This window comes from Synechococcus sp. F70.1 (assembly GCF_047502745.1).
Lineage (GTDB): Bacteria > Cyanobacteriota > Cyanobacteriia > Thermostichales > Thermostichaceae > Thermostichus.
Genome location: NZ_JANSJL010000027.1, coordinates 1 through 542, shown reverse-complemented (window position 1 = coordinate 542; position 542 = coordinate 1). Strand labels below are relative to the sequence as shown.

1 protein-coding gene is annotated in these 542 nt (G+C 49.8%); it reads left to right on the top strand.

Going from position 1 to position 542, the window contains the following annotated elements; all coding sequences use genetic code 11:
* Positions 1 to 253 (top strand): hypothetical protein (locus tag NW860_RS01680; RefSeq protein WP_414512017.1); only part of this gene is annotated, 253 nt, incomplete at its 5' end.
* Positions 254 to 542: the final 289 nt, after the last annotated feature.

Genomic DNA, 542 nt, shown 5'->3' with positions numbered 1-542 from the left:
GGCATGGGATCCTCTCCTTGAGTCATCACTCTGCGGTCAGACTTTGAATGCACAAAAGCCTATCTCCAATAGAGAAGCTAATACTGTAGCAAGAGCTACAATTCATAGTGCTGTTATCTACAATCGCAGAGCGGGAGATGAGGAGCTTAGATCGACAGGCTATTTCACTGCAATTCAAAGTAACTATCAATCAATTCACCAAAGTAACGGCCAATCCATTCGGCGACAGATCGATTTAGCCGTCAGCTCCTAAAGCGTTGCAGGATCCTCTCCAGAAAATCCCTAGAGAACATGGTGGGTTGTCGGCCAAATCCTGATTTTTCAATTAGCCCCCTTGGCTTCCCTTGAGAAAGGGAAACTCAAGCTCTTTCTTGAGATCCTCAGAACCTGGGATCCTCAAGTTCTGAAAACCCAATTGCCGCAAGCCGGGGATCCCGAATGCTCGGGCTAGTCAAGTGCCTGTAGCTGGGCTAGGAAATCTGCCACCGTCAGGGATCCCAGGTCTTTTCCGTGGCGCTGCCGCACGCTTACCGTGCCGGTTG